The organism is Pseudomonas sp. IT-347P, assembly GCF_949768005.1.
Classification (GTDB): domain Bacteria; phylum Pseudomonadota; class Gammaproteobacteria; order Pseudomonadales; family Pseudomonadaceae; genus Aquipseudomonas.
The window spans coordinates 185212-207149 of the sequence record NZ_CATKPQ010000058.1 but is presented as its reverse complement, the minus strand read 5'-3'; the positions used below and the strand labels follow the sequence as shown (position 1 = coordinate 207149).

The 21938-nt window shown below is 59.0% G+C and carries 21 protein-coding genes; 9 read left to right on the top strand and 12 right to left on the bottom strand.

The window, feature by feature from the left end:
* Window positions 1-321: 321 nt before the first annotated feature.
* The 4 genes from glyA to ACM6IV_RS25185 all read left to right on the top strand — a co-directional run bounded on the left by glyA (window position 322) and on the right by ACM6IV_RS25185 (window position 4682).
* Window positions 322-1575: a serine hydroxymethyltransferase gene (gene glyA / locus ACM6IV_RS25200; RefSeq protein ID WP_123463984.1), complete on the top strand. Its 1254-nt coding sequence runs from the start codon at window positions 322-324 to the stop codon at window positions 1573-1575.
* A 276-nt stretch (window positions 1576-1851) separates the two neighbouring features.
* Window positions 1852-3165, top strand: coding sequence for a C4-dicarboxylate transporter DctA (locus tag ACM6IV_RS25195; protein ID WP_414872100.1), 1314 nt, complete (start codon window positions 1852-1854; stop codon window positions 3163-3165).
* Between the two features lie 83 nt (window positions 3166-3248).
* A complete protein-coding gene (locus ACM6IV_RS25190) occupies window positions 3249-3953 on the top strand; it encodes a FadR/GntR family transcriptional regulator (protein ID WP_414872099.1) in 705 nt (234 codons plus the stop codon).
* Between the two features lie 18 nt (window positions 3954-3971).
* Complete coding sequence (locus ACM6IV_RS25185; RefSeq protein WP_414872098.1) at window positions 3972-4682, top strand: GntR family transcriptional regulator; 711 nt, start codon at window positions 3972-3974, stop codon at window positions 4680-4682.
* A 116-nt stretch (window positions 4683-4798) separates the two neighbouring features.
* Here ACM6IV_RS25185 and yjiA read toward each other — a convergent pair whose 3' ends face one another.
* The 3 genes from yjiA to ACM6IV_RS25170 form a co-directional block, all read right to left on the bottom strand.
* Entirely contained in the window at window positions 4799-5770 is a 972-nt protein-coding gene (yjiA, locus tag ACM6IV_RS25180) for a GTPase (RefSeq protein WP_414872097.1), read from the bottom strand.
* Between the two features lie 159 nt (window positions 5771-5929).
* On the bottom strand, window positions 5930-6127 hold the full coding sequence (locus ACM6IV_RS25175; protein WP_201228575.1) for a YbdD/YjiX family protein: 198 nt from the start codon (window positions 6125-6127) through the stop codon (window positions 5930-5932).
* Between the two features lie 15 nt (window positions 6128-6142).
* Window positions 6143-8209, bottom strand: a complete 2067-nt coding sequence (locus ACM6IV_RS25170; protein ID WP_414872096.1) for a carbon starvation CstA family protein — start codon at window positions 8207-8209, stop codon at window positions 6143-6145.
* Window positions 8210-8368: 159 nt separating this feature from the next.
* On the opposite strand from ACM6IV_RS25170, the gene ACM6IV_RS25165 reads away from it, so the two are divergent.
* Window positions 8369-8737, top strand: coding sequence for a PilZ domain-containing protein (locus tag ACM6IV_RS25165; protein ID WP_414872095.1), 369 nt, complete (start codon window positions 8369-8371; stop codon window positions 8735-8737).
* Between the two features lie 120 nt (window positions 8738-8857).
* Here ACM6IV_RS25165 and radA read toward each other — a convergent pair whose 3' ends face one another.
* From radA to katB, 3 genes are read right to left on the bottom strand one after another with little or no spacing between them, the layout of a single operon-like run.
* Window positions 8858-10225: a DNA repair protein RadA gene (radA, locus tag ACM6IV_RS25160; RefSeq protein WP_007909773.1), complete on the bottom strand. Its 1368-nt coding sequence runs from the start codon at window positions 10223-10225 to the stop codon at window positions 8858-8860.
* Between the two features lie 43 nt (window positions 10226-10268).
* Window positions 10269-10805 (bottom strand): ankyrin repeat domain-containing protein, encoded by a 537-nt coding sequence (locus ACM6IV_RS25155; RefSeq protein WP_414872094.1) that lies wholly within the window; start codon window positions 10803-10805, stop codon window positions 10269-10271.
* Window positions 10806-10865: 60 nt separating this feature from the next.
* Window positions 10866-12407 (bottom strand): catalase KatB, encoded by a 1542-nt coding sequence (gene katB / locus ACM6IV_RS25150; RefSeq protein WP_414872093.1) that lies wholly within the window; start codon window positions 12405-12407, stop codon window positions 10866-10868.
* 285 nt (window positions 12408-12692) lie between these two features.
* Here katB and mscL point away from each other — a divergent pair, with 285 nt between their 5' ends.
* A complete protein-coding gene (mscL, locus tag ACM6IV_RS25145) occupies window positions 12693-13106 on the top strand; it encodes a large-conductance mechanosensitive channel protein MscL (protein ID WP_122607880.1) in 414 nt (137 codons plus the stop codon).
* A gap of 46 nt (window positions 13107-13152) precedes the next feature.
* On the opposite strand, the gene ACM6IV_RS25140 is transcribed toward mscL, so the two are convergent.
* On the bottom strand, window positions 13153-13929 hold the full coding sequence (locus ACM6IV_RS25140; RefSeq protein WP_414872092.1) for a ferredoxin--NADP reductase: 777 nt from the start codon (window positions 13927-13929) through the stop codon (window positions 13153-13155).
* A gap of 322 nt (window positions 13930-14251) precedes the next feature.
* Between ACM6IV_RS25140 and ACM6IV_RS25135 the strand changes: the two genes are divergently transcribed.
* On the top strand, window positions 14252-14965 hold the full coding sequence (locus ACM6IV_RS25135; RefSeq protein ID WP_414872091.1) for an autoinducer binding domain-containing protein: 714 nt from the start codon (window positions 14252-14254) through the stop codon (window positions 14963-14965).
* 175 nt (window positions 14966-15140) lie between these two features.
* Window positions 15141-16265 carry a methyltransferase gene (locus ACM6IV_RS25130; RefSeq protein ID WP_414872090.1) on the top strand — a complete coding sequence of 375 codons (1125 nt, stop codon included), beginning with the start codon at window positions 15141-15143 and terminating at the stop codon, window positions 16263-16265.
* A 72-nt stretch (window positions 16266-16337) separates the two neighbouring features.
* On the opposite strand, the gene ACM6IV_RS25125 is transcribed toward ACM6IV_RS25130, so the two are convergent.
* The 3 genes from ACM6IV_RS25125 to ACM6IV_RS25115 form a co-directional block, all read right to left on the bottom strand.
* Window positions 16338-16505, bottom strand: a complete 168-nt coding sequence (locus ACM6IV_RS25125; RefSeq protein WP_016773090.1) for a DUF2474 domain-containing protein — start codon at window positions 16503-16505, stop codon at window positions 16338-16340.
* A 70-nt stretch (window positions 16506-16575) separates the two neighbouring features.
* Window positions 16576-17583, bottom strand: coding sequence for a cytochrome d ubiquinol oxidase subunit II (gene cydB, locus ACM6IV_RS25120; RefSeq protein WP_414872089.1), 1008 nt, complete (start codon window positions 17581-17583; stop codon window positions 16576-16578).
* Between the two features lie 3 nt (window positions 17584-17586).
* Window positions 17587-19032 (bottom strand): cytochrome ubiquinol oxidase subunit I, encoded by a 1446-nt coding sequence (locus ACM6IV_RS25115; RefSeq protein ID WP_414872088.1) that lies wholly within the window; start codon window positions 19030-19032, stop codon window positions 17587-17589.
* 393 nt (window positions 19033-19425) lie between these two features.
* Between ACM6IV_RS25115 and ACM6IV_RS25110 the strand changes: the two genes are divergently transcribed.
* Window positions 19426-20664 (top strand): MFS transporter, encoded by a 1239-nt coding sequence (locus ACM6IV_RS25110; RefSeq protein WP_414872087.1) that lies wholly within the window; start codon window positions 19426-19428, stop codon window positions 20662-20664.
* A 12-nt stretch (window positions 20665-20676) separates the two neighbouring features.
* Here the strand turns inward: ACM6IV_RS25110 and ACM6IV_RS25105 are convergent, their stop codons facing one another.
* A complete protein-coding gene (locus ACM6IV_RS25105) occupies window positions 20677-21222 on the bottom strand; it encodes a DJ-1 family glyoxalase III (protein WP_414872086.1) in 546 nt (181 codons plus the stop codon).
* 67 nt (window positions 21223-21289) lie between these two features.
* Complete coding sequence (locus tag ACM6IV_RS25100) at window positions 21290-21739, bottom strand: DUF4879 domain-containing protein (protein WP_414872085.1); 450 nt, start codon at window positions 21737-21739, stop codon at window positions 21290-21292.
* Window positions 21740-21938 lie beyond the last annotated feature (199 nt).

Sequence of the window (21938 nt, the reverse complement as noted above, 5' to 3'; positions counted from 1 at the left end):
CGAGCAAGCCCGCTCCCACAGTTGACCGCATCTTTCCTGAAAGAACCGGTTTAACTGTGGGAGCGGGCTTGCTCGCGAAAGGGCCGGTACAGACGCCGGAAAAATCGGCGGTGCAGCCATCGACAGCAGGCTGGCTCCCACAGGGATTTGCCGTGGATCAGTATTCTCCGGTTGAAACGCAGCCATTGTGGGGGTCAGCAAAAGCACCGCACATCTGTCATGAACGCCACTTGTCTGCGACATGATGTCGTTTCATATGCCATCCAAAACCCATTGGGTTAGAATGCCCCCCTTTTCTGCCCCCGATCCTTGAGGACCGCCATGTTCAGCCGTGATTTGACTATTGCCAAGTACGACGCCGACCTTTTTGCCGCCATGGAGCAAGAAGCTCAGCGCCAGGAAGAACACATTGAGCTGATCGCTTCGGAAAACTACACCAGCCCAGCGGTGATGGAAGCTCAAGGCTCGGTCCTGACCAACAAGTACGCTGAAGGCTACCCAGGCAAGCGTTACTACGGTGGTTGCGAGTACGTTGACGTTGTTGAACAACTGGCCATCGACCGCGCCAAGGAACTGTTCGGCGCCGATTACGCCAACGTTCAGCCGCACGCCGGTTCGCAAGCCAACGCTGCTGTTTACCTGGCCCTGCTGCAAGGTGGCGACACCATTCTGGGCATGAGCCTGGCCCACGGTGGTCACCTGACTCACGGCGCCAGCGTTTCCTCCTCGGGCAAGCTGTACAACGCAGTGCAGTACGGCATCGACGCCAACGGCCTGATCGACTACGACGAAGTCGAGCGTCTGGCCGTTGAGCACAAGCCGAAAATGATCGTGGCCGGTTTCTCTGCCTACTCGCAGATTCTCGACTTCCCACGCTTCCGCGCCATCGCGGACAAAGTGGGCGCTTACCTGTTCGTCGATATGGCTCACGTGGCCGGTCTGGTTGCCGCAGGTGTCTACCCGAACCCGGTGCCGTTCGCTGACGTCGTGACCACCACCACCCACAAGACCCTGCGCGGTCCACGTGGCGGCCTGATCCTGGCGCGCGCCAACGCCGAGATCGAGAAGAAGCTCAACTCCGCGGTATTCCCGGGCGCCCAGGGTGGCCCGCTGGAGCACGTGATCGCCGCTAAAGCGATCTGCTTCAAGGAAGCGCTGCAGCCTGAATTCAAGGCCTATCAGGAACAAGTGGTGAAGAACGCCCAGGCCATGGCCGAAGTGTTCATCGCGCGCGGTTTCGACGTCGTCTCCGGCGGCACCAAGAACCACCTGTTCCTGCTGTCGCTGATCAAGCAGGACATCTCCGGTAAAGACGCCGACGCCGCGCTGGGCAAAGCGTTCATCACCGTGAACAAGAACTCCGTGCCAAACGATCCACGCTCGCCGTTCGTCACTTCCGGCCTGCGCTTCGGTACTCCGGCGGTGACCACTCGCGGCTTCAAAGAGGCAGAGTGCAAAGAGCTGGCCGGCTGGATCTGCGACATCCTGGCTGACCTGAACAACGAAGCGGTGATCGACGCCGTTCGTGAGAAAGTCAAAGCCATCTGCAAGAAACTGCCGGTGTACGGCGCTTAAGTGCGACGTTAAACCCGCAGCATGAAAAACCGGCCAAGTGATTGGCCGGTTTTTTTTCGACTGCATTTTTTTCAAACGCCTGAACCGCTCAAGAATGGGACTTGCTGCACAACTGGTCAGACCGGTCATGCCAATCGGTTATTTTCCACTTGCGATTCTGGAAAACCAACGCCTAGACTGCACCCGCACTGGACATACCGGTAAGACCACAATAATTAAGTCCTGAATCTGAGCGTGCAAGCGCCAGCAGCCAGGACACCGACCAGGATTCCTCCCATGCTCAGATGGTGCTCGCGTTCAATCTTCCTCCAAGTGGTTCTCGGACTGGTGCTCGGCATCGTCTGCGGGCTGACCCTTCCTGAATATTCGGCCCAGCTCAAACCGCTCGGCGACGGTTTCATCAAACTGATCAAGATGCTCATCGGCCTGATCGTGTTCTGCGTGGTGGTCAGCGGCATCAGCGGCGCGGGCGATCTGAAGAAGGTCGGGCGCATCGGCCTCAAATCGGTGATCTATTTCGAAGTGTTGACCACAATCGCTCTGGTGATCGGCCTGGTCTTCGCCTTCAGCACCGGCATTGGCAGCGGCGCGAATATCCATCTTGAGCAACTGTCCGCCGCCGACATGGGTGACATCGCCGAACGCGGCCAGCACATGCACACCACCACGCAATTCCTCATGGATCTGATCCCGACCTCGGTGATTGGCGCCTTCGCCGATAACAACATTTTGCAGGTGCTGCTGTTCTCGGTACTGTTCGGCAGCGCGTTGAATCTGGTCGGTGAAGCGGCTTCCGGGATCTCGCGCCTGATCAACGAATTGAGCCATGTGATCTTCCGGATCATGGGCATGATCGTGCGTCTGGCACCGATCGGTGTATTCGGCGCCATCGCCTTTACCACCAGCAAATATGGCCTCGATTCCCTGCAACACCTGGGCAGTCTGGTCGGTTTGTTCTACCTGACCTGTATCGCGTTCGTCAGCGTGATTCTCGGTCTGGTGATGCGTGCCTCCGGCCTGCGTATGTGGCCGCTGTTGAAGTATCTGCGCGAAGAACTGTTGATCGTCATGGGCACCGCATCGTCGGATGCTGTACTGCCACAGATCATGCGCAAACTCGAACACCTCGGTATCGGCAGCTCGACGGTCGGCCTGGTGATTCCCACCGGCTATTCGTTCAACCTCGACGGGTTCTCGATCTACCTGACGTTGGCCATCGTGTTCATTGCCAATGCCACCGGGACACCACTGGCCATGACCGATCTGCTGACGATTCTGCTGGTGTCGCTGATCACCTCCAAAGGCGCCCACGGCATTCCCGGTTCGGCACTGGTGATTCTGGCGGCCACGCTGACGGCGATTCCGGCGATCCCGGTGGTCGGCCTGGTGCTGGTACTGGCGGTGGACTGGTTCATGGGCATCGGCCGGGCGCTGACCAACCTGATCGGCAACTGCGTCGCCACGGTAGCGATCGCCCGTTGGGAAAAGGACATCGATGTGCAACGCGCCAACAAAGTACTCAGCGGTCAGCAGGGCTACACCTTTCAACCGCGTAAACCAGTAACTCCGGCGCACCAGCAGGAGTTCTGATTTCACCCCTGTAGGAGCTGCAGCAGGCTGCGATCCTTTGATCTCGCTTGCGCCGCTCCCAACGGGCTTACGGAGCAAGACCAGTGATTACCACATCAACCGTCGTCAACTCAGTCGTAGAAAAACTCCGCGCCGCATTGGCCCGTGGCCAGTGGCGCTCCGGCGAGATGCTGCCGGGCCAGCGTGAACTGGCCGAGCAACTGGGCATCAGCCGCCCGAGCCTGCGCGAAGCGGTGATCGTTCTGGAAACCCTCGGCCTGGTGCGCTCGATGCCAGGCAAAGGCGTAGTCGTCCTCGACGCGCAACTGACCGACAGCCAGAGCCACGACAGCGCAGTGGCCGGCGCCAGCCTCGAAGACGTCCTGCAACTGCGCTACACCCTTGAGCCGTTTATCGTCGGTCTGGTCGCGCAGTCGATCAGCAGCAAGGAAGTCGGCCAGTTGCGCCTGACCCTGATGGACATGCGCGAAGCCCTTGAAGCCGGCGACAGCGACGCCGGGGTCAGCGCCTACATCGCCTTCCACGAAGAGCTGTTCACCCTGACCTCCAATCCGATCTTTCAGAGTGTGGTGCAGCAGACCAGCAATGCCCTCAAGCAGAGCGCCGAGGTGCTGCGCAATTCCCCGGAACATCTGGCCGAACGGCTGGAAGAAAACGAAGCAGTGGTCCGCGCCATCCGCAGCAAGAACAGCGCTCAGGCCAGTGCCGAAATGCGTCGGCACATTTTGCGCGAAGGTCAGCGCATGGGCGTTGAGCTGAATATTCCGGAAGACAACTTGAGTCGCTGATCCAATGGGAGACCGGTCATGAACAGTTTCGCCTCACCGTCGCACACCCAACCGTCGACTGCGCCCCTGCCCTTCTCCCGCTTCCGCGCATCAGTCGAGGATCTGTATCCGCGACTGTTCGACGCGATTCTCGAACAGCGCATCGATTCGGCCAGCCGTTTTACCGAGGACAGCCTGAAAGACATGTTCGGCGCCAGCCGTGCCGATGTGCGCCGGGTGTTGACGCAGTTGTCTCTTGAACACGTCGTTGTGCTGCGCGCCAATCATCGCCCGCGTGTGGCGGCACCTGATCCGGAACAGACGCGGCAAACCCTGCATGCGCGGCGGCTGGCCGAAAATACATTGGTGCGATTGGTGTGTCAGCGTCCACAGGCAGAGGGTTTGAAACGCTTGCGCACGCTGATCGAACGCGAGCGACAAGCTGTCGAGCAGGGACGGCGTGGTGCGGCGATTCGCTTGTCCGGTGAGTTTCATCTGCACTTGGCGCAAATGGCGGGCAATGCACCGTTGGCGCATTTCCTCGGCAGTCTGGTGCCCCTGACGTCGCTGGCGATTGCACGAAGTGAATGCCAGACGCACAGCTGCTGCGCGTGGCAGGAGCATTTGGCGTTGGTCGAGGCGGTGGAGCGGGGCGATGCTGCCAAGGCCGGAATGTTGATGAACCGGCGTCTAAATCATCTTGAGCAGGCACTGCTGGGTTCAGCCCTTGAAGCTTGTGTTGCCGGGTAGATCGCCTTCGCGAGCAAGCCCGCTCCCACAGGGGAGTGCATTCCAACTGACAGAATGCGGTCTACTGTGGGAGCGGGCTTGCTCGCGAAGAGGCCATCACTGACAACCAAGATCCATCAGGCAGAAGCCACTTTGGCAAACCCCGCCCGAATCTTCTCTTCCGGCAAATCATCAGCGATAAACACAATCACACTTTCCCGCGCCTCACCCTCGGCCCATTCGGTGTCCCAGTCGAAGCCATAGAGCTTCAATACGCCCTGAAACACCAGGCGCCGATCCTCGCCCGCGATGTTCAGCACACCTTTGTACCGCAGCAATTGCTTGCCGTGCTCCTCCAGCAGCTCATTCATGAACTCGCTGAGCTGATCGATATCCAGCGGCTGATCGGTACGCAGCACCAGACTGGAAATACGATCGATCGACGGCGCCTTGCTCACCGGGCGCAAGCTCAAACCGCCACCGAGATCAGCATTGAGGTTGAAGCCGCGTACATCCAGCAGTTCGGCCAGATCAATGTTGCCGTGCTCGACCACACGGATCGGCGCTCGACGGTTGATCCGCGTCAGGCGTTCGCTCAGCGCATTGAACGTCGCTTCATCGACCAGATCGGTCTTGCTCACCAGCAAACGATCGGCGAAACCGATCTGCGCCTGGGCAATGGTCTGGGTCAGGTGCACGTCGGCGTGGGCGGCATCGACCAGGGTGATGATGCCGTCGAGCAGGTAGCGCTCGCGCAGTTCTTCGTCGATGAAAAAGGTCTGCGCTACAGGTGCGGGATCGGCCAGGCCGGTGCACTCAATGACCAGACGATCAAAGGCAATCTCGCCGCTGTCCAGCCGCTCGAGCAGCAAATACAGAGCCTTGGTCAGGTCGGTGTGAATAGTGCAGCAGACACAGCCGTTGGCCAGGGTCATGACTTGCACCGGTTCATCGCCGAGCAATTGGCTATCAATGCCGGCGTCACTGAATTCGTTTTCGATCACGGCGATTTTCAGGCCGTGCTCGGCTTTCAATAAATGGCGCAGCAAGGTGGTCTTGCCGGCGCCGAGGAAACCGCTGAGTACCGTTACCGGAATGGGAGAAGACAAAACAGATCCCCTTCACAAAATGAATGAACAACACACAAACAAATGTGGGAGCGAGCCTGCTCGCGAAAGCGGTGTGCCAGCCAAATTATTCAACTGACATTCCGTATTCGCGAGCAAGCCCGCTCCCACAAGGGATTACCTCAACCTTGCGCTGTCAGCTCAACAGCACTTCGGCCCACCCTTGCCACCGTAACGGGCTTCCTGACGTTCGCGAAAGAACATCTCGTAGCTCATCATCGGTTTGTCCGGGTGTTTGGTTTGCATATGCTCGACGTAGGTGTCGTAGTCGGGCATGCCGACCATCAGGCGCGCAGCCTGACCGAGGTATTTACCGAGGCGACTCAGGTCATTGAACATGGTGCAATCCTCTGGTTACGCATCCGGCAGAGCCTGGAATGGCGATTCTTTATCCGTACGCTCTTTTTTGCCCCAAGCGGCGATGCCGACCTTGAGCGCATAGAACAGGATGCTGAAGACCACGAACAGGAACAGCGCGGTGAGCGTTGCGTTGGTGTAAGCGTTGAAGATCACGTGCTGCATCTGCTCGACGCTTTTTGCCGGTGCCAGCACCTGACCATTGGCCAACGCATCGCTGTACTTCTTGGCCAGCGACAGGAAGCCGATCGCCGGGTTGGCATCGAACAGTTTGATGAAGCCTGCAGTCGTGGTGCAAATCAGCAGCCAGGTAGCCGGCAGCAAGGTGACCCAGATGTAGCGCTGACGCTTCATCTTGATCAGGACCACGGTGCCGAGCATCAGCGCGATGCCGGCCAGCATCTGGTTGGAAATACCGAACAATGGCCACAGGGTGTTGATGCCGCCCAATGGATCGACCACGCCCTGATACAGCAACCAGCCCCACATCGCCACACAACCGGCTGTGGCGATCAGGTTGGCGGTCCACGATTCGGTGCGCTTCAGCGCCGGAACGAAGGAGCCGAGCAGGTCCTGCAGCATGAAACGCCCGGCACGGGTGCCGGCATCGACTGCGGTCAGAATGAACAGCGCTTCGAACAGGATCGCGAAGTGGTACCAGAACGCCATGGTGTTTTCACCCGGCAGGACACTGTGCAGGATCTGCGCAATACCGACCGCCAGGGTCGGCGCACCCCCGGCGCGGGCCAGGATAGTGGTTTCACCGATGTCATGGGCCACCGCTTGCAGCGCTTCCGGCGTGATCGCAAAGCCCCAGCTCGTGACCATTTGTGCCACTGACGCGGCATCACTGCCAACCACGGCCGCCGGGCTGTTCATGGCGAAGTACACGCCAGGCTCGATCACCGAAGCGGCCACCATGGCCATGATCGCAACGAACGACTCCATCAACATGCCGCCGTAACCGATGTAGCGGGCGTTGGTTTCGTTATCCAGCAGCTTCGGCGTGGTGCCCGAGGAAATCAGCGCGTGGAAACCCGATACCGCACCGCAAGCAATGGTGATGAACAGGAACGGAAACAGACCGCCCTTCCACACCGGGCCGGTGCCGTCGACGAACTGGGTCAGTGCCGACATTTTCAGCTCAGGCATGGTCACCAGAATGCCGATCGCGAGGGCGACGATGGTGCCGATTTTGAGAAAAGTGGAAAGGTAGTCGCGCGGCGCGAGAATCAGCCACACCGGTAGCGATGCAGCCACAAAACCGTAACCGACCAGCATCCAGGTGATCTGCACGCCGGTGAAGGTGAACGCCTTGGCCCATACCGGATCAGCGGCAATCTGCCCACCGAGCCAGATCGAACCGAGCAGCAGCAATACGCCAACCACGGAGATCTCGCCAATGCGGCCCGGGCGGATGTAGCGCATGTAGATGCCCATGAACATCGCGATCGGGATGGTCGCCATCACGGTGAAGATGCCCCACGGGCTCTCGGCCAGTGCCTTGACCACGATCAGCGCCAGCACCGCGAGGATGATGATCATGATCAGGAAGCAGCCGAACAAGGCGATGGTGCCGGGAATGCGGCCCATTTCTTCACGCACCATGTCGCCCAGGGAACGGCCGTTGCGTCGGGTCGACATGAACAGCACCATGAAGTCCTGCACCGCGCCCGCCAGCACCACACCGGCAATCAGCCAGAGCGTGCCGGGCAGGTAGCCCATCTGCGCCGCCAATACCGGGCCGACCAGAGGTCCGGCGCCCGCGATGGCAGCGAAGTGGTGACCGAAAAGAATGTGTTTGTTGGTCGGCACATAGTCCAGACCGTCGTTGTTGAGCACGGCGGGGGTGGCCCGACGCGGGTCCAGTTGCATCACGTTGTTGGCGATGAACAGACTGTAGTAACGGTATGCAACCAGATAAATGGCCACGGCAGCGACCACAATCCACAAGGCGTTGATCGCCTCGCCGCGGCGCAATGCCACTACGCCCAGGGCGCACGCTCCTACGATTGCCAGCACTAGCCAGGGTAAGTGGCGTAGCAGGCTATTATTATTTTTCATTTTATTATTCCAGCCAGGGTGGACAAGAAAGACAGCCACCCCGAGTTTAGCGCTTACGGCGCCAAAGGCCATACCCCGACGTTGGTCTAGACGCTTTAGCGATTGGCTGGCGCCCGCATTCGCGGTCTATAGTCAGCGAACCTTCATGAGGACTGCGCCATGAGCGAACACCCAGCCAATCGCCGTCGCTTCAAACGTATTGCGTTCGATGCCAGAACCGAGCTGAGTCAGGGCCAATTCATCTGGCCGGTCAAGCTGATCGATCTGTCGCTCAAGGGACTGCTGATCGAGCGGCCGGAGCCTTGGATTGGGGATCCAACGAAAGATTTTTTTGTCGACATTCATCTGAGCGAGGATGTCGACATCGAGATGGATGTGCAACTCAAGCACGATGATCATGGACAACTGGGTTTTGAGTGCCGGCATATCAGCCTGGAATCGATCCAGCGCCTGCGGCGGTTGATCGAGTTGAATCTGGCGGATGAAGCCGAACTGGAGCGCGAGTTGGGTGCCCTGATCGAAATCTAGAATCCGCCACAGATCAAATGTAGGAGTGAGCCTGCTCGCGATAGCGATTTGTCATTCAACATTTGCGTTGACTGGTTCACCGCTATCGCGAGCAGGCTCACTCCTACAGAGATCGGGGGTTTATTCGAAGAGTGCGTCAAGGGCCTGTTCGAGGCGGGTCACGGCGATGATCTGCAAACCCGGAGGCGATTCCTTCGGCGCATTGCCCTTGGGCACGATCGCCCGTTTGAAGCCATGCTTGGCGGCTTCCTTCAAACGTTCCTGGCCGCTTGGCACCGGACGCACTTCGCCAGACAAACCAACCTCGCCGAACACCAACAAATCATGCGGCAATGGTCGGTTGCGCAGGCTCGACATTACCGCCGCCATCAACGCCAGATCAGACGCCGTCTCTAACACCTTCACCCCACCGACCACGTTGAGGAACACATCCTGATCGTGGGTCGGAATGCCGCCATGGCGATGCAAAACCGCGAGCAACATCGCCAGACGGTTCTGATCCAGCCCCAACGTCACGCGACGCGGGTTGGCCAGATGGCTGTCATCGACCAGCGCCTGCACTTCCACCAGCATCGGCCGCGTGCCTTCCCACGTCGCCATGACCACACTGCCCGGGACTTCTTCCTGCGCGCGTGTCAGAAAAATCGCTGACGGGTTGGAGACTTCTTTCAGGCCCTTGTCGGTCATGCCGAACACACCCAATTCGTTGACCGCGCCGAAACGGTTTTTTACTGCGCGTAGCAAACGCAAACGACCATCAGATTCACCTTCGAAATACAGCACGGTATCGACCATGTGCTCGAGAACACGAGGACCGGCCAACGCACCCTCTTTGGTGACGTGGCCGACGAGGAAAATCGCCGTGCCGCTCTGCTTGGCGTACCGCACCAGCAGCGCCGCGCTCTCACGTACCTGGGAGACGCCGCCGGGTGCCGATTGCAGTTGTTCGGTGAAGATCGTCTGGATCGAGTCGATCACCATCACCTTGGGTTTTTCCTGACGGGCGGTGGCGATGATGGTTTCGATGCAGGTTTCGGTCATCACCCGCAGTTGATCCTGGGGCAAGCCGAGACGCCGCGCACGCATGGCCACCTGTTGCTGGGATTCCTCACCGGTGACGTACAGCGCCGGCATGCTCTTGGCGAGGTTGCACAAGGTCTGCAACAGGATCGTCGATTTGCCGATGCCGGGATCGCCGCCGATCAGCACCACCGAGCCGTCGACCAGACCGCCACCCAGGACCCGGTCCAGTTCACCGGACGCGGTGGAAAAGCGTGGAATCTCTTCGATGCTGACTTCGGCCAAAGTCTTGATCTGCGCCTGCTGCCCGGCCCAGCCGGTACGCCCGGTGGGCGCCGTGGCCCCGCCGCTCTCGATCATGGTTTCAGTCAGGGTGTTCCAGGCGCCGCACTCGCCGCACTGGCCCGCCCACTTGGGAAAGGTTGCGCCGCACTCAGTGCAGCCGTACATGCGCTTGGCCTTGGCCATCTGGATCCCCCGGCAAAAACCGCGATGATAACGCAGCCACCGCTCAGCGCGGCGCAGCGGTGCGGATTTCGCCGTTGGCCAGACGCGCGGCGCTGTTGCCCAGCGGATCTTCGGCATTCAAGTCGGCGCCTTTGGCCTTGAGCGCATCGAGCAGTTCGACGCGTTTGAACAAGCCGGCGTACATCGCGGCGGTCTGACCGGCGCCGTTACGCTGATCGGGGCTGCAATCGGTGGCCATCAAGCGCCGGGCGATCTGCAGTTCACCTTTGAAAATCGCCCCCATCAGCGCGGTGTTGCCGCGTTGATCCTGGGCACAGGCATCGGCACCGGCAGCGAGCAACCGCTCCACTGCTGACGCCTGACCGTGATACGCCGCCAGAATCAGCGCGGTGTAGCCCTTGCTGTCGCGGGTGTCGAGGGAATAGCCGGATTCGATGAAGGTGTCGAGCATCGGCACATCACCGCGCCGGGCGGCATCAAAATAGTAATCCTGCAATTGGGCCTTGATCGCCTCAGGACTTGGCCCGGCCTGCGCCGTCAAGGACAGGCATCCGAGCAACAGAAAAAAACAGGGACGCATAAATGCTCTCCTTGGGCAGAACGGGGCCCGAATCAGGCCCCGCATTGCATGGCGTCGAGATCAGTCGACCAGTTTGGCTGCCAACGCCTTGACCCGGCTCAGGTCGCCCTTGGCCACATTGGTTACGCCGGTCCCGTATTCAGGGTCGGCCTTATAAAGGAAGGACAGGATGATGTGTTTGCTCTCATCATCAGTGGTTGCCAGCGAGCCGCCGAAGCTGTCGATCAGGTCCTGACGCTCCTGCTGGCTGAACGAACGATACAGATCACCGGCCTGCTTGAAGTTCTGCTCACGCTGGATCTTCGCCTGCTGCGTGCTGCCCGACAGCGCCAACTGGCTGTAACGCGCACCTGGCGTCTCGTCACGGGGTTGCAGTCGGCTTGGCTGATAGTTCACGCCGCTGTTGCTGGCGCCGAAGTTCATTGCACCATCCTGATTGCCATTGTTCACGGCAACTTTCGGCGCATTGATCGGCAACTGCAGGGCATTGGCACCCAGGCGATACATTTGCGTATCGGCATAAGAGAACACTCGACCTTGCAACAAACGGTCTTCGGAAGGTTCGATACCCGGAACAACATTGGCCGGCGCCATGGCCACTTGTTCAGTTTCCTGGAATACATTTGCCGGATTACGGTTCAACACCATTTGTCCAACTTTTCGCTCAGGAACACCCGGCCAGATTTTGGTTGCGTCTAACGGATCAAAATCAAACTTGGACAAATCTTGTGGTTTCAGCACTTGAATGTACAAGTCCCATTTAGGGAAGTTACCTTTGTTTATATTGCTCACCAGATCATTGGTCATATGACTGTAGTCTTGACCCTGAACTTTCACGACTTGTTTTGGCGTTAGGTTATTGAGCCCCTGCAAGCTCTTCCAGTGAAACTTTACGTAGTGAACTTCGCCCTTGGCGTTAATCAACTTGTAAGCGTGAACCCCGTTACCGTCCATTTCCCGATAACTGGCTGGTGTTCCCGCGTTCGAATACAACTCGGTCAACGTGCGGGTGGCTTCCGGTACATGAGAGAAGAAGTCGAATCGACGGGAGTCGTCATCGAGGTTTGTCCGCGGATCCGGTTTGAACGCATGCACCATGTCGGGAAACTTGATCGCGTCGCGGATGAAAAAGGTCGGAAAGTTGTTGCCGACCAGGTCCCAGTTGCCGTCGGCCGTGTAGAACTTGGTGGCGAAACCGCGTGGGTCGCGCAGGGTTTCCGGCGAGTGATTGCCATGCACTACCGCAGAGAAGCGCACGAATACCGGCGTGATCTGGCCGGCGGCAAACACTTTGGCCTTGCTCAGGTCGCTGAGATCGTTGGTCACGGTGAAGGTGCCATGAGCGCCGGTACCGCGGGCGTGAACCACACGCTCGGGAATGCGCTCGCGGTCGAAGCGCTGCAGCTTCTGAATCAATTGCACATCCTGCAGCAGCACCGGGCCGTTGGCGCCGGCGGTCTGCGAGTTCTGATTATCGCCGACCACGGCGCCGTTATCGCGGGTCAGGGGTGCGGCGTTTACGGTGAAAGTCATCAGGCTGGCGGTGAGCACGCCGAAGGTGCGACGACGGGGAAAAGCCCCCAGTCCAAGTGCGGAGTTCATATCAGGATCCTCTGGTTTTTTTGGGCGCATCCAGGTGCGCCAATCCAAGGCTAGAGGCCTGCGGCGCCGAACATAAATAGAAAGAACGTAACGCCATGATTGAGAAAATTGGCTTTTCGATCAGCGGGTTACAGTGTATTTCGCGCGCGATTGCTGGCACTTTGCAAACTAATCGTCGATTGATGTGTCGATAAAAACGGGGATTGTAAGAAGGTGTTTCGCGCATGACGCGTTTTGCTGATTTACACTGCCTACACCAAACTCATCTGTAACAAGGAAATAACTATGGGCGTGCTAAGCGAGTTCAAGGCCTTCGCGGTCAAAGGCAATGTGGTCGACATGGCCGTCGGTATCATCATCGGTGCTGCCTTCGGCAAGATTGTTTCGTCGTTTGTCGGTGACGTCATCATGCCGCCAATCGGCCTGTTGATCGGTGGGGTGGACTTCAGTGATCTGGCCGTCACGCTCAAGGCCGCCGAGGGTAACGCGCCTGCCGTGGTGCTGGCCTATGGCAAGTTCCTGCAGACCGTACTCGACTTCATCATTGTCGCGTTCGCCATCTTCATGGGTGTCAAAGCGATCAACCGCCTGAAACGCGAAGAGGCCGTGGCGCCCACCCTGCCACCGGTTCCGACCAAGGAAGAAGAGTTGCTGGGCGAGATCCGCGACTTGCTCAAGGCCCAGAACACCCGGCCCTGAAGTCTGCGCACGATAGAGAAACGGCGCCTTCGGGGCGCCGCTTTTTTTACCAGTAGTTTTCCACGGCCACCTGACCGGGTCGGCGGGTCAGGCTGAGGCTCATGTGGCGTTTTTTCAATAACGCGCGAGTGTCATCGATCATCTGCGGATTGCCGCACAGCATGACGCGCGAGTGTTCTGCCGACAGTTCTACCCCCGCTGCGCGCTCCAACTCACCATTTTCAATCAAGGTGGTAATGCGCCCGTGCAACGCGCCAGGGTGCACTTCACGCGTCACCGTCGCGATGAACCGAAACTTGTGCGCATAGTCACTGAGGTATTCACGCTGCGTGAGTCCGGCGATCAACTCTTGATAGGCCAACTCCCGCGCTTCGCGCACGCTGTACACCAGAATGATGCGCTCGAATTTTTCCCAGACTTCGAAGTCCTGCAGAATCGACAGGAACGGCGCCACACCCGTGCCTGTGGATAACAGCCACAGATCACGTCCGTCGACAAAGCGATCAAGCGTCAGGTACCCGAAGGCTTGGCGATCCACCAGCAAAGTGTCACCGATCTGCAACCTGCTCAGCTCACTGGTGAATTCCCCGCCCGGCACCACGATGGAAAAGAATTCGAGAAATTCGTCAAACGGCGACGACACCATCGAATACGCACGCCATACGATACTGCCATCGGCCTTGGTCACACCGAGCCTGGCGAATTGCCCGGCACGGAAGCGAAAACCTGAATCCCGAGTGGTGCGTAAGGTAAACAGGCTTGGCGTGAGGGGGTGCACATCGAGCAAGGTCTGAGTGGTGTACTTCTGTGCGCTGGCAGTCATGGGGCGCTCCATTGGACGGTGTTTGCCAGTGTCCCGCAAATTGCTGCCGCTAAACACCGGTGATTGGTAATGGTATTCAGCCTCGCGCCTGAGAGCCACGACCAGTCTGCCCCCTTTATGAACGTTATTATTTGAGTAATTACTTTAGATTACGCATTCAATATAAACCGTTCTAATATTAAGAACTTTTTATCGCCAGATAACCCAGTTCAATATCGAAAAAATTTAAAGCTCGCCGCAGGATTCGTCCTACACTGCGTTGCGTGCTCGGATCTTTTGGATCCATTCGGCGCCCCCTGAAATACCAATGGAGTGTTCAGAGATGGAAACGTGGAAGGAATCACAGTTAAAAAGACTGACTTTTGCCAAAGGAGTGGAAACTGCATATCCGATACTGTTGCAATTTGCCGAAAATCTCGGCTTCAATTTTTGTGCGATTTCGGTTGTTTCCCTTCATCGCGAGATGCCTGTTAAAACTGTGCAAATCAATAACTACCCCGACGAATGGAACTCACAATATGAAAAAAACAATTACAGCAAAACTGACCCACTAATAGCACATTGCAACCACTCAATGACGCCTATTGTCTGGTGCGAGTCTGTGTTCGCTGAGACCCGACCGTTGTGGCAAGGATTACAACGATATGGGCTGCAACATGGCTGGTCACAGTCGTTCCATCACGAACCGAGTGGCTTGTGCAGCATTATCAGCCTGGCGCGCAAACACTGTCCGATCAGTCCTCTGGAGCTGTATGAACATTTTGGCTATATGTTCTACGCCACCAGTCACTTGAGCGAGCTGTTCGCCCGGACGCTGCCACCCGATTCTCTCAAACGCCGGCAACCGCACCTTTCGCCGCGAGAGCTGGAAATTCTTGACCTGTCGGCGAAGGGCAAGACCGCCTATGAGATTTCGAAAATCCTCAGCTTGAGCGAACGTACCGTGAATTATCACGTACAGAACGTCATCGAGAAGCTCAACGTCTGCAACAAGATTTCCGCAGTCATCGCGGCCGCCAGAGCCGGTATCATCTAGGCGATCAGCCTTGCCTTCTTTACAAAACGTGCGGGTAATGACAAAGAAAAAAACGTACCATTTGTGCCCTCCTGAGTGATGACGCGAACATTCTGCGTCGCATTACACTCGGTCGGTTCCGCCGCCTACCTTGAAGGCTGCGGAACACCCCGTTGATTACTCTGAGTCGCGCCCCATGCCTCTGCTTGAAACCCCCTTCGCCCAACTCGATCTGATTCGCCAACCGGAACAGCAGAACGAACCGCTGCAAGCCTTCGATGCCGCCGACGAATACCTGCTCAACCATCTGGCGGCGCAGCAACCGGCGACCGACACGCGCGTATTGGTGCTCAATGACAGTTTCGGCGCGCTGGCTGCCAGCCTGCTGGGCAAGGTCAAGGTCAGCAGCAGCGGCGATTCGTTTCTGGGTTTTCAGGGGCTGGGAAAAAACCTGCTGCGCAATGGCCAGGCGTTCGACGCTGTTCGCGGGATCCCCGCCAGCGAGCCATTGCCCGGCCCCTTCGACCGGGTGCTGATCCGCGTACCGAAAACCCTCGCGCTGCTGGAAGAACAACTGATCCGCTTGCAGGGTCAACTTGCCCCCGGCGCCGAAGTGATCGCAGCCGCCATGGTCAAACACCTGCCACGCGCCGCCGGTGATCTGCTGGAACGCTACATCGGTCCGGTGCAAGCCTCGCTGGCGGTGAAAAAGGCCAGGCTGTTGATCGCCACGCCAGAAGCAAAAACCCCGGTCGTGTCGCCCTACCCGTCGCGCTATCGCCTCGACGAGCCGCCGATCGAGTTGCTCAACCACGCCAATGTCTTCTGCCGCGAGGGCCTGGACATCGGCACGCGTGCGTTCTTGCCGCATCTGCCGAAAAACCTGGGCAATGCCCGGGTTGCGGATCTGGGCTGTGGCAACGGTGTGCTGGCCATTGCGAGTGCCCTGCAAAATCCCGATGCACAGTACACGCTGGTCGACGAGTCGTTCATGGCGGTGCAATCGGCCGCCGAAAACTGGCGCGCAGCACTGGGCGATCGCGAAGTGATCGTGCGGGCCGGCGATGGTCTGGCCGGACAGGAGCCGCAGTCGCTGGACGTGGTGCTGTGCAACCCACCGTTCCATCAGCAGCAGGTGGTGGGCGATTTCCTGGCCTGGCGCATGTTCCAGCAGGCTCGCGAAGCGCTGGTCGTGGGCGGCGCGCTGTACATCGTCGGCAACCGTCATTTGGGCTACCACAGCAAACTGGCGCGATTGTTCCGGGGCGTCGAGCAAGTGGCCGCCACACCGAAATTCGTCATCCTCAAAGCGCGCAAGTAAACCTCAGGCATAAAAAAACCCTCCGCGAGGAGGGTTACAAAGCCGTACCCGAAGGCGCCGGGACGGGATGATTCAGTGCGTGGTCAGGCCCGCCGCATTCATGAACATGCGCATCAGGCTGGCAGCGATGAACAGCACACCGACGCTACCGACCCAGATCAAGGCCAACCAGCCGAGCCGCTGCCACAGCGGTTTTTTTTCGGCTTCTTCAATGTCGTGCAGGGAATGTTTGCCGGTCATTGTCTCGATCCTCCGTCAGATCGATGGCGCCGCTACCGACGCCATCGCGGGCAAGCCCGCTCCCACAGTTTTAGTGATAACCGTCTTCGTGGGTGACCTTGCCGCGGAACACGTAGTAGCTCCAGAAGGTGTAACCCAGGATGAACGGAATGATGAACAACGTACCCACCAGCATGAAGCCCTGACTTTGCGGGGGTGCGGCGGCGTCCCAGATCGAGATCGACGGCGGCACGATGTTCGGCCACAGGCTGATACCCAGGCCGCTGTAGCCGAGGAAGATCAACACCAGGGTCAGCAGGAACGGCGTGTAGTTGGCGTTACGTGCCACCGCGCGCATCAGGCCATACAGGGTGACCAGCACCAGAATCGGCACCGGCATGAACCAGAACAGATTCGGCATGCTGAACCAGCGTGAAGCGATTTCAGGATGCGACAGTGGCGTCCACAGGCTGACGATACCGATCACTGCCAGCAGGACGAACGCCAGCGGCCGCGCCAGATCATGCATCTGTTCCTGCAGCTTGCCTTCGGTCTTCATGATCAGCCAGGTGCAGCCGAGCAAGGCATAGGCCACCACCAGCGCCGCGCCGCAGAACAGCGTGAACGGTGTCAGCCAGTCCAGTGAACCACCGGCAAACTGGCGGTTGACCACCGGAAGGCCATCGATGAACGCACCGAGCGCCACGCCCTGAAAGAACGTCGCCGCGATCGAACCACCGATGAACGCCTTGTCCCACAGGTGACGTTTTTCGTCCTTGGCCTTGAAGCGGAACTCAAAGGCAACCCCGCGGAAAATCAGGCCCATCAGCATGAAGATCAGCGGCAGGTACAGCGCCGACAGCACCACCGAATAAGCCAGCGGGAAGGCACCGAACAACGCCGCACCGCCCAGCACCAGCCAGGTTTCGTTACCATCCCAGACCGGCGCAACCGTGTTCATCATCACGTCGCGGTCGGTTTTGCCGGGCACGAACGGAAAAAGAATGCCGATGCCCAGGTCGAAGCCGTCCATCACCACGTACATCATGATGCCGAAGATGATGATCACGGCCCAGATCAGCGGAAGATCAATACCCATGAGTCAAATCTCCTTGGTCAAGCGAGTGTTGTCTTCGTGCTCGCCCTCGGCCGGATCGTCGGCTGCGGACAACGGACGCGCCGGTGTACGTTTCTTGCCTGGACCACCGTCCGGCGTCTCGGCGCCTTCGCTGATCTTCGGCCCCTTGCGCACCAGGCGCATCATGTAGCCGAGGCCTGCGCCGAACAGGGCGAAATACACCACCACAAACATGATCAGGGTGATGCTCATCTGCATGAAGCTGTGGTTGGACGAAGCATCCGCAGTGCGCATCAAGCCGTAAACCACCCACGGCTGACGACCGATCTCTGTGGTGAACCAGCCCGCGAGAATCGCGATCAGGCCGGACGGCCCCATCCACAGCGCCAGATACAGGAAAGGTCGCGAAGTGTAGAGCGAGTCGCGTTTACGCAGCCACAGGCTCCACAGACCGGTGAAAATCATCAGCAGACCGAGGCCGACCATGACCCGGAACGACCAGAATACGATGGTCGAATTCGGCCGGTCTTGCGGCGGAAATTCCTTGAGCGCCGGCACTTGTTTGTCCAGCGAGTGGGTGAGGATCAGGCTGCCGAGGTACGGGACTTCCACGGCAAATTTGGTTTTCTCTTCTTTCATGTCCGGCCAGCCGAACAGGATCAGCGGCGTCGCCTCGTCGCCCTTGTTTTCCCAGTGGCCTTCGATCGCGGCGATTTTCGCCGGCTGATGCTTGAGGGTGTTGAGGCCATGGAAGTCACCGATGACCGCCTGGATCGGCGCAACGATCAGCGCCATCCACATCGCCATCGACAGCATGGTGCGGATCGCCGGGTTGTCCTTGCCGCGCAGCAAGTGCCAGGCCGCAGAGGAACCAACGAAGAACGCCGTGGCGACGAAGGCCGCAGTCGCCATGTGCATCAGGCGATAAGGGAACGAAGGGTTGAAGATAATCGCCAGCCAGTCGGTGGGAATGACCTGACCGTTGATGATTTCAAAGCCCTGTGGCGTCTGCATCCAGCTGTTGGAAGCGAGAATCCAGAACGTCGAAATCAGCGTACCGATCGCCACCATCACGGTGGAAAAGAAGTGCAATCCGCGTCCGACCTTGTTCCAGCCAAACAGCATCACCCCGAGGAAACCGGCCTCGAGGAAAAACGCCGTGAGCACTTCATAAGTCAGCAACGGCCCGGTAACGGCGCCGGCGAAGTCAGAGAAGCGGCTCCAATTGGTGCCGAACTGATACGCCATGACCAGACCGGAGACCACGCCCATGCCGAAGTTGACGGCAAAGATCTTCGACCAGAAATGGTAGAGGTCACGGTAGGTATCGTTACGGGTTTTCAGCCACAGGCCTTCGAGCACCGCCAGGTAACTCGCCAGGCCGATGGTGATGGCCGGGAACAGGATGTGGAACGAGATGGTGAACGCGAACTGAATTCGGGCGAGATCTAGCGCCTCTAAACCGAACATATGGCTTCCTCTGTCAGGTAATACCGGCTGCGGACCCGGAGGCCTGCACCCACTGCCCCCACGGATATGGAGTGCGGCGAATTCGGATTCGTTCTTTTTAAACAACCATCGCAACGCAGGGAGTCTGGCCAACTGGCCACCGGATCAATTCCTTTTGGGTCTTGATCTGGATCAAGCAACGTTGAAAGAGTAGTCCCATTTTTGCCGATGAACTGCGTGGTCGTTTGCCGCGTGACAAGTTGCCTCATCGGCGGAGCCAATGGTGAGCATGGATTTGCTGCGGCGCGCCTGAAGAAAGTCGATGTCTGGCTAACTAAATTCATTGTCATAGCAACTTCCTGTTACAGAGTGGTGATAATCTCGCGGTTCCCCTCGAGCCAGACCTGCCTTCAGATGCCCAGCCAAGAGCCCCTGCTGTTACGTCACCATCGTCCGTTTCTCGCTTTCTGGTTCGCGCGGATCTTTACCGCCAGCGGATTTCAGATGCTCACCGTGGCAATCGGCTGGAACCTCTACCAATTGACCGGCAACGTCCTTGATCTGGGTCTGGTCGGACTGGTCGAATTCGCCCCGCGTGTGCTGTTCATGCTGCACACCGGGCATGTCGCCGACCGCTACGACCGGCGCAAAGTCGCGGCGATCTGCCAGTCGTTACAGGCGTTGATCGCGCTGGCACTGGTCATCGGCAGCGCCACCGACCACGTGACCCGCGAGATGATCTTCATCCTCGCCTTCCTGCTCGGCGCGGCGCGTTCGTTCGAGATGCCGACCACCCAGGCCTTGCTGCCGAGCATCGTGCCCAGCGCCCTGTTTCCACGGGCGGTCGCAGCAGCACAATCGGCTCAACAGTCAGCAACCATCGTCGCCCCGGCCCTCGGCGGACTGCTCTACGCATTCGGCAGCGTCTGGGTCTATGGCCCGACGGTATTGCTGTATGTCATTGCCTGCACCTTGATGCTCAACCTGCCCGCGCGGCAAACGCCGCTGAATAAAGGCAAAGCCACGCTGGATTCGTTGTTGGCGGGGATTCGTTTTATCCGCAGCCGTCCGGACATCCTCGGCGCGATTTCGCTGGATTTGTTCGCGGTCCTCCTCGGTGGCGCCACGGCGTTACTGCCGGTATTCGCCAAGGACATCCTGCTGACCGGGCCGTGGGGCCTCGGCCTGCTGCGTTCGGCGCCGGCGGTCGGCGCACTGGGGATGTCGCTGTTCCTCGCCCGGTTTGCCGTAGAGCGCAATGTTGGCCGGGTGATGTTCACGGCGGTCGGGGTCTTCGGCGTCGCGACCATCGCCTTCGGCCTGTCGACCTCGTTCTGGTTCTCGCTGGCGGTGCTGGTGGTGCTCGGCGCGGCAGACATGATCAGCATGGTGATTCGCGCCTCCTTCGTACAACTGGAAACCCCGGACGAAATGCGCGGCCGGGTCAGCGCGGTGAACGGGCTGTTCATCGGTGCTTCGAATCAGCTCGGCGAATTCGAATCCGGCGTCACCGCCCACTGGTTCGGCACGGTGCCGGCGGTGGTCATGGGCGGGATCGGTACGCTGGTAGTGACGGGGACGTGGATCAAGTTGTTTCCGACACTGGCTAACCGGGACCGGATGCATGTGCCGGTGGAAGAGGTGAAGGTCTGAAACGATCCAGACCTACAACTCCCCCGCCACTTGCGCCCGCAAGGCCTTGCCGCCGAGTTGCTCGACCAGCGTCAAGGCAAATTCCAGCGCAGCGCTGGAGCCTTGGGCAGTGATGCAGTTGCCGTCGACCAGCACCGATTGATCAACAAACGTACAGCCCGAGAGTTGATGACTGGCGCCGGGCAGGCAGGTCATGCGCCGCTGGCGCAGTACACCGAAGCTTTGCAGGGCGACGGCCGGGGATTCGGCGATGGCGGCGAACAGGCGTCCGGCGCTGGCCTGATCCTTGAGCAGTTGATTCAGCGGTTGGTGCGCGGCCAGGTGCTGTGAACCGACGGCGCCGCCGGGCAGGACGATCAGGTCGAAGCTTTGCGCCAGCACATCGACCAGCATGCCGTCGGCGGTCAGGCGTGTGCCACGGGCGCAGGTGAGCATGCGTCGTCCTTCAATGCTGGCCGCCACCACTTCGATGCCGGCGCGGCGCAGCACGTCGATCAGGGTCACGCTTTGCAGATCATCGATGCCCTCGGCGAGGGTGATCAGGGCTCTAAAGGTCATGGGCGTTATCCGCTGGGAGATCTTCCAAGCGTAGTCAGCTTTGTCCGGACCTGTTCGCAGACAGCCGTTACTTGATGTAAAGCTGGGTCGACAGGGTGTTGCGTGGCGCGTTGATCGAGGTGTTGCTGAAGCTGAAGGTGCCTTCCTGCTTGCCCGCCAGATCGAAGGTATAAAGAGACCCGACGGTGCTGCGGCCCGGACTGCATTCGGTCAGGTTGCCATTATCGAAGGCACAGACCGGCGCCCGGGTGCCGTTCACTTCGAAACCATCCAGCGTGGCATGCGGCTGGCTCTGGCCGTATCCGACCTCCAGAACATAGACCTTGATGCTCGGCCCGTTGTGATTGCATTGGGTCTGCGCCTGGCCATCGCCAATGTCTTCCAGGCCACAGGCCGGCGATTGCACCTTGATCACTTTCACCTGGGTTAACGGCTGCGCCGAGGCCGCCAGCGCTACCGGCGTCACGGCCATCAGCGCTGCACTCACCCCCAAAACCTTCATCCAGCACTTGCTCATGCGCTTCCCGCCCCGAAAAAATCAGCGCGCAGTATGGCGCAGTTGCCCTCAACGCAAAACTTCGCCGACGATCGACACCAACAACCGCCATATTCCTCACGCTGCTGGTATGATGCGCGGCTTTTTCCGGCCCACCACAATTTTCCAGGCGCTTGCGACGGTCTGTGCTTTGCTGTTGAGGTCGATACATTCACGGCGC